Origin of the sequence: Mesorhizobium sp. WSM1293 (assembly GCF_000513875.1) — a bacterium.
Taxonomy (GTDB): domain Bacteria; phylum Pseudomonadota; class Alphaproteobacteria; order Rhizobiales; family Rhizobiaceae; genus Mesorhizobium; species Mesorhizobium ciceri.
In genome coordinates, this window is the sequence record NZ_KI911319.1 from 40,515 (window position 1) to 47,766 (window position 7,252).

Genomic DNA, 7,252 nt, shown 5'->3' on the forward strand with positions numbered 1-7,252 from the left:
GCGGTTTTCCGTCCGGAATCGCGCAAAACAGACAATCAGGCGGCCATCAGCCGCTTCACCAGCTTCATGTCCTGCAGGAACCGTTCGCGTTCAGCCTCCTTGTCCGCGGGTTCGCGGATGCGCAGGATGAAGGAGGGATGGATGGTGATGAACACGCGCAATCCGCCCTCGCGCTCGATCACTTGTCCGCGCATCTTTGTCACCGGAATCGCCTTGCCGAGCAGCGACATCGCCGCTGTCGCGCCGAGTGCCACGGCGAGGTTCGGCTTGATCAGCTCGAATTCTTGGTCGATCCACCAGCGGCAGGCCTGAATCTCACCGGAATTCGGTTTGGAGTGGATGCGGCGCTTGCCGCGCGGCTCGAACTTGAAGTGCTTGACCGCGTTGGTGACATAGACCTTTTGCCGGTCGACACCGGCATCGTCCAGGATCGCATCGAACACCTTGCCGGCCGGACCCACGAAAGGTTTGCCGGCGAGGTCCTCCTGATCCCCCGGCTGTTCGCCGACGAAGATCACCTTGGCATTGTCAGGGCCTTCACCGAAGACGGTCTGCGTCGCGTCGCGCCACAGCGGGCAGCGGCGGCAGCCTTTCGCTGCCTCGCGCAATTCCGGAATCGTGCTTGCATCATCTTCCGGTGCTTCGACGGGCTGCTTCGGCCAATGCCGTGCCTGCACCTTTGCGTGGTGCGGCGCGGGTGTTGTCGGCATCTTCGCAATCATGTCCTTGGCGGCCTTGTCCGCTCCTGCGATCATGTCTGGAATGAGCGAGGCCTCGGGAAGGTTCCGCCAATATTTCTTCGGCATCTCCTTCTGCATGGTTTTCACCTTCAATCGTGCCGGGTTGAAGATGTTCTCGAAATAGGTGCGCCAGAGCGCCTCGGTATCGTCCTGATCAGGCGCATCGCCCTTGGCCGCGCCCGGCCCGATCGCCAGCCTTTCGCCATCCCAGTCGGCAGAGGCATAAGGGGTCAGGATCGTCCAGCGTATGCCGGTGAAACGTCTGACGAAGAAATCGGCGTTGCGCTCGACGATGAAATGATCCGGCTCGAACCAGGCGACATAGCGCTCATCGGCACCGTCGCTGACTTTCCGGAAACGTACGAAGGCGTGCATCTTGTGGCTGTCGCGCCGCACCGCCTTTTCCATGGCCTCGAGCCGCCTGGTGTCGGAATCCGACGCGATTTCCAGCAGTTTAGGCTCGTCGCGCAATCGCCACAGCATTCGGTAGAGAAAGGCAAACCGGCCGGGATCGGAATGGCAGAACGCCGTTTCGGCATGCCCGAGGAAGTCGCGCGGCACGACGAGTTGCGCGCCCGCAGGCACTTCAGGCAATTGTGCCTGATCAGAGCCCGGCGCGACATGCCAGTCGACGTCCTCGGGCCTGACCTCATTCAAGGCCAGCCGCCGTGCCGCGTCACGCCAGCCCGCAAAATCCGTCTCGCTGTCGAGCCGAATTCTGTATCTGGCGAGATCGAGTTCCGCCGGCCGCATGATCAGAACAACGACAACTGTTCGCAGGAGGGGGCAATCTTTTCGCGCAGGCCGGCCTTGTCGGTCAGCGCACCAGGCGACCAGCCTTCGGCGATGATGAACGGCCTGAGCTTGGCGATCGACTGGCAGATCTGTCCGACGTCCTCGAGCCGCATGCGCCGGTGCCGGCGCGTCTCCAAAATCTTCGCCACCACCTTGGTGCCGAGACCCGGCACCCGCAGCAGCGCTTCGCGGTCGGCGCGATTGATGTCGACGGGAAACTGCCCCCGGTTGCGCAGTGCCCAGCCCAGCTTCGGGTCGATGGCGAGATCGAGCATGCCGTCGCTGCTGCCGGCGAGGATTTCCGGTTGCGAAAAGCCGTAAAACCGCATCAGCCAGTCGGCCTGATAAAGCCGGTGCTCACGCATCAGCGGCGGCTTCTGCAGGGGCAGCGACGACGACGAATCCGGAATCGGACTGAAGGCCGAGTAATAGACCCGCCGCAGATGGTAGCTGCCATAGAGCCGGGCGCTCGTGTGCAATATGCCGTCGTCGGATGTCTTGTCGGCGCCGATGATCATCTGCGTCGACTGGCCGCCCGGCGCAAAGCGTTCGCGCTTTTTGGTCTTCAAAGTCGGCTCGGCCTTCTCCTCCATCTTCTGGCGCAGCCTGGCCATGGAAAGCCGGATTGTCTCCGGCTTCTTCTCGGGCGCCAGCCGCTTCACACCCTCGTCGGTCGGCAGTTCGACATTGATCGACAGCCGGTCGGCATAGAGACCGGCCTGCTCGACCAGTTCGGCCGAGCTTTCCGGGATGGTTTTCAGGTGGATATAGCCGGAGAACTTCTCCTCCAGCCGCAGCCGGCGTGCCACTTCGACCATCTCGCCCATGGTCCCGTCCGGCGAGCGAACGACGCCCGAGGACAGGAACAGGCCTTCTATGTAGTTGCGCCGGTAGAAATCCATGGTCAGCTTCACCACCTCGTCGATGCCAAAGCGGGCTCGCCGCACGTTGGAAGACGAACGGTTGATGCAGTAGCTGCAATCATAGATGCAGAAATTGGTCAGCAGGATTTTCAGCAGCGAAATGCAGCGGCCGTCCGGCGCGTAGGAATGGCAGATGCCCATGCCCTCGGTGGAGCCGATGCCGCCTGATTCCAGCGAGTCCTTTTTCGCCGCACCCGATGAGGCGCAGGACGCATCGTATTTGGCGGCATCGGAGAGGACAGCCAGTTTTTCACGGACGGTGAGTGCGCTCATCCGTTCATGATATGTTCTTATCCGCCCTTATGCCACCTCATTTGATGGAAACGGCGAAAAAGTGATCGCCCGCCCGGCCCTCAGACTTCGTGCAGATAGAGGTGGTAATCCAGTTCGCTGACCGTGCGTGCCACGCGCAGGTATTCCGACTGTTTGATCGCCACGAAGGTCCGGTGCAGGTCCTCGCCGAGCGCGTTCTTCAGGAAGCTGGACGCCCGGGCCGATTCGATCGCGGCGCGCCAGTCGACAGGCATGGTTGTGCGCGTGACCGCTGCCTCATAGCCGTTGCCGGTCGTTTCGGGCCCCGGATCGAGCCCTTCATCCATGCCCTTGATGATGCCGGCGAGCACGGTTGCGGCGATCAGATAGGGGTTGGCGTCGACGCCCGACGGCCGGTGCTCGATGCGCCGGTTCTTGGCGTCGCCGGCCGGCACACGCAGCGCCACCGATCGGTTGTTGACGCCCCATGTCGGCGCCACCGGCGCATAGGATTGCGAGACGAAGCGCCGCCAGGAATTGGCGTGCGGCGCAAACACCAGCATCGATTCCGCCATGGTCTGGATGAGGCCGCCGAGCCCTTGCAGCAGCGGCAGCGACCAGCTCTCGCCGCCGGCTTCGGCAAAGACGTTTCGGCCGGCTCTGTCCTGCAGCGAAACATGGAAATGCATGCCCGAGCCGGCGTATTTCTCGATCGGCTTGGCCATGAAGCAGGCGGTGACGCCGTGGCGGCGCGCCTGCGCCCGCACCAGCCGCTTAAGCATGACCAGGTCGTCGGCCGCCCGCATCACATCCTTGCGGTAGTTCAGCGTCAATTCGTACTGGCCGGGCGCATATTCGGAAATGACCGTCTCGGCCGGAATGCCTTGCGCCTTGGCTGCGGCATAGATGTCGGAGAACAGCGGCTCCATGCCGTGCAGATGGTCGACGGAATAGACTTCCGTCTTGCCCGAGACGCGGCCGTCGAGCACGGCGCGCGCCGGCTGCACCTTGCCGTCGGCATCGCGCTCATTGGCCAGCAGGAAGAATTCAAGTTCGAAGGCGCCGGCCGGATAGAGGCCCTTGGCCGCCAGGATGTCGACTTGCCGAGCCAACGCCAGCCGCGGATCCGACGACATCGGCCGGCCGTCGAGCATGTACATCGCCATCAGCAGCTGGCCACGCGGCGGGCTCGTGCCGTAGAGCGGCACCAGCGTACCGGGGATCGGCCATGCCCTGAGATCGCCGTCGCCGGTCGTCCAGATCAACCCGGTCTCGTGCACATCCTCGCCGGTGATGTCGAGGCCCAGGATCGAGATCGGCATATGGCGGCCGCCCTCGAAGATGCTTTTCAGCTCGTGCCGACGCACGATCTTGCCGCGACCGACGCCATTGGCGTCGGTCAGCACGATATCGAAGGCCTCGATCTCGGGATGGGCGTCGAGAAAGGCGTGCGCCTCGGCGGATGTCGAGCCCGAAGGTGAGGTCATCATGGCATTGGGATGGTCCATCGCCGCTTGTCTCATGCCGCAAGCTTTGCCGCAACCGCGCCGAAGGCGGTGATCAGCCGGTTGACCTGGGTCGCAGTGGTCGCCGGCGAGATCAGCATCATGTTGTGGAAGGGTGCGATCAGCACGCCGCGATTGACCAGCGCGACATGGATGGCGGCCTCCAGTTCCGGCGCATGCGCCACTTCCGCCTCGGCGCCATTGCGCAGCGGACCGGGCGCGCAGATGAACTCGACGCGGGCGCCGACACGGGAAACATGCCAGGGCAGGCGATAGCGATCGATCACGCCGGTCAACCCGGCATCGAGCCGCCGCGCCAGGTGATCCATGCGGTCATAATTTTCCGGCGTCATCACCTCTTCAAGCGCGGCGCGCATCGCTGCGAACTGCAGCGGGTTGGCCGAGAGCGTCGTGCCCATGCCGGAATAGCCCGGCTCCTTGGTCCTGTTGTAGTACGCGTAGCGCGAGGCGACGTCGTCGCTCATGCCCCAGACACTGGCCGGCACGCCGCCGGCGATCGGCTTGCCCAGGACGAAGAAGTCCGGGTCGAGACCATATTTCCTCGTGTAGCCGCCGGGGCCGGTCGAGATCGTGTGCGTCTCGTCGATCAGAAGCAGTGTGCCGGCTTGGCGTGTCAGTTTGCGCAGGGCGTCATGGTAGCCCGGATCGGCAAGCACCATGCAGGAGTTGGTCAGCACCGGTTCGGCGATGACGCAGGCGACCTCCTTATCCCCAAGCGCGGCTTCGAGTGCTGAGATATCGTTGAACTCGATGACCTTGGCCGTACGGGTCAGGTCGCGGAATTCCCCCGCCAATCCCGGCCGGTTGACGGGCTTGCCGTCGATCAGCCGCACCATCGTCTCGTCGACCGAGCCATGGTAGCAGCCGTTGAAGACAAGGATCTTCTCCCGGCCGGTGACGGCTCGGGCGACGCGCAGCGCAAAGCGGTTGGCATCGGTCGCCGTCGTCGCGATCTGCCAGAACGGCAGGCCGAAGCGCTGCTGCAGCAGCGGCCCGATGGCCAGCGCGTCTTCCGAGGGCAGCATATAAGTCAGGCCGCGTCCGGCCTGGCGGCGGATGGCGCGCGCCACCGGCGGCGGCGAATGGCCGAACATCGAGCCGGTGTCGCCAAGGCAGAAATCATCGAGCTTGTTTCCGTCAATGTCGGTGATTGTGGCGCCCTTGGCGCTGTCGACCAGGATCGGAAACGGCGTCGGCCAGTCGTTCATCCAGTGCATCGGCACGCCGCCGAAGAAGCCGGGCAGGCCGTTGCCGACCTTCGCCTGAGATTGCGGCCGCGCCTTGCGGAAGGCTGCCCCCTCGGTCTCGCGCAGATCGGCAATGCGGTCGCGGCCGATGCCGCCGATGGACGTCTTGGACATATCGCTGTGCATGAAAACCCCTCTGGTCGATTCCTCTTAGCCAATCCGTGTCTGCATCCGCAATTGGCCGCGCATCTGTCCTGCGTTGGCTCAGCCTTTGGCGGCGGCGCTTGACCGTGCTGCCGAAGTCGGCGCCAATATGAGCGGGAATTGAGGGGGGAGGGGTAAAATGAGGACGGTCATCTGTGTGGCGATGCTCCTGTCGTCGGCGAGCGCGGCCTTCGCCTCGGGCGGCATCTGGTGCTCCACCGACGACCCGGCGGCGACATTCGAGGTCGAGGCCGGCGTCACCAGAGGCATGGGCGGGCCGACCTTCAACTTTCGCGGCAACCTCGAAATTCTGAGCCGGCCTGCCAGCGACAGCCTGCGCAAGACCGTGTTTGAGGATTCCAACCTGACGCAGTACTGGCTCGACGGCAAGGAATTGCGGCTGAACATCTATCGTGAGCACGAGGCCGCGCAAAAGATCAACTCGGTCGAACTGACGATCCTGACCAGGACCAGCGACGAAGGCGTCTACGACGGGAGCTATACGCTCTCCATCTACGACGCCGCGGCGGATACGGACCAGGACGGCAAACCGGTTGAAATCAGCGGCAAAGTGTCGTGCGGAGCGGAGTGAGCGGGGTCAGGCCGTGATGTCGATGACGCCGCAGTCGCCTGCCGCGCTGCCAAAGGCGACGCGGCGTTCTTCCTTGTCCCACATCATCGAGGTGATGGCGCCCTTGCCCGGTCGCCGCAACAGCACTTCCTTGGCGTCGGCAAAACGCACCGCCATCACCATGCCGTCATCATAGCCGACGGCGACGACATCCTGGCTCGGGTGACAGGCGACAGCCGTCACCATGGCGTTGCCGCGCGTGCCGAGTTCCAGCGGTGCCTTGCCCATCGGCCCGTCCTTGCCGGAAAACGGCCAGACGATCGCCGCCGGCGCGCCGGAACTCGCCAGCCATTTGCCCTTCACGCTCCACGACAGGCTTTTGACCTTGCCGGGATAGCCGGTCATGCGCATGTGCTTGCCGTCGGCGAGCTTCCACCCGTGCAATGCGTTTTCTTGCATGGTGGTGACGAGGAAGGCGCCATCCGGCGAGAAGGTGATACCGGTATGGGCGCCGGCCCATTCGAGTTCCACCGGCTTGCCCTCGGCGGCCGGGAAATGCAGCGTCGCGCCATTGTAGCGGGCGACGCCGAAGCGCATGCCCTTGGGCGAGAAGGCCAGCCCCTCCACCGAACGCGGATGGACGAATTCCCTGGTCTTGCCGTCGGCGAAGCGCACGAAGGCAGTCTTGCCCGAGGCATAGGCGATGGCGCCTTGCGGCCCGGCGGCAACGCTGGTGATCCACTTCCTGGCCGCGCTTGCCAATTCCGTGGCCTCGCCGCCCGTTTTCACGGCAAACACCTTGCCGTCCTCGCCGCCGGTGATCAGCCGGTCATTGGCCGCATCATGGAAGGCGGCGAGCAGCCCGTCATTGGCCTGAACCGTCTTGTGGCCATGGTCGAGCCGATGGATGGCGCCGTCGGCCATCGCGAAATGCGGCACGTCGCCGAGAAAGACGGCGGCGATGCAATGGCCTTCGAGGTCTAGGGGGGCGACTGTGGGCATCAGGGAACCATTCCAATGAAGTTTGTTGCCATCCCCGGGAAGTCGCCAGCGC

General features: G+C 64.0%; 6 protein-coding genes. 1 reads left to right on the plus strand and 5 read right to left on the minus strand.

Annotated elements, in window-relative coordinates; genetic code table 11:
- Window positions 1-35: 35 nt before the first annotated feature.
- From M729_RS0130500 to M729_RS0130515, 4 genes are all read right to left on the minus strand, one after another.
- Window positions 36-1,493 (minus strand): UdgX family uracil-DNA binding protein, encoded by a 1,458-nt coding sequence (locus M729_RS0130500; protein WP_027163807.1) that lies wholly within the window; start codon window positions 1,491-1,493, stop codon window positions 36-38.
- Window positions 1,494-1,495: 2 nt separating this feature from the next.
- A complete protein-coding gene (locus tag M729_RS0130505; RefSeq protein WP_027163808.1) occupies window positions 1,496-2,731 on the minus strand; it encodes a putative DNA modification/repair radical SAM protein in 1,236 nt (411 codons plus the stop codon).
- 80 nt (window positions 2,732-2,811) lie between these two features.
- Window positions 2,812-4,218 carry a glutamine synthetase family protein gene (locus M729_RS0130510; RefSeq protein WP_084652771.1) on the minus strand — a complete coding sequence of 469 codons (1,407 nt, stop codon included), beginning with the start codon at window positions 4,216-4,218 and terminating at the stop codon, window positions 2,812-2,814.
- Between the two features lie 11 nt (window positions 4,219-4,229).
- A complete protein-coding gene (locus tag M729_RS0130515; protein ID WP_027163810.1) occupies window positions 4,230-5,609 on the minus strand; it encodes an aspartate aminotransferase family protein in 1,380 nt (459 codons plus the stop codon).
- A 157-nt stretch (window positions 5,610-5,766) separates the two neighbouring features.
- Here M729_RS0130515 and M729_RS0130520 point away from each other — a divergent pair, with 157 nt between their 5' ends.
- Complete coding sequence (locus tag M729_RS0130520; RefSeq protein WP_027163811.1) at window positions 5,767-6,219, plus strand: hypothetical protein; 453 nt, start codon at window positions 5,767-5,769, stop codon at window positions 6,217-6,219.
- 6 nt (window positions 6,220-6,225) lie between these two features.
- Here M729_RS0130520 and M729_RS0130525 read toward each other — a convergent pair whose 3' ends face one another.
- Entirely contained in the window at window positions 6,226-7,200 is a 975-nt protein-coding gene (locus M729_RS0130525; RefSeq protein ID WP_027163812.1) for a WD40 repeat domain-containing protein, read from the minus strand.
- Between the last annotated feature and the right edge of the window lie 52 nt (window positions 7,201-7,252).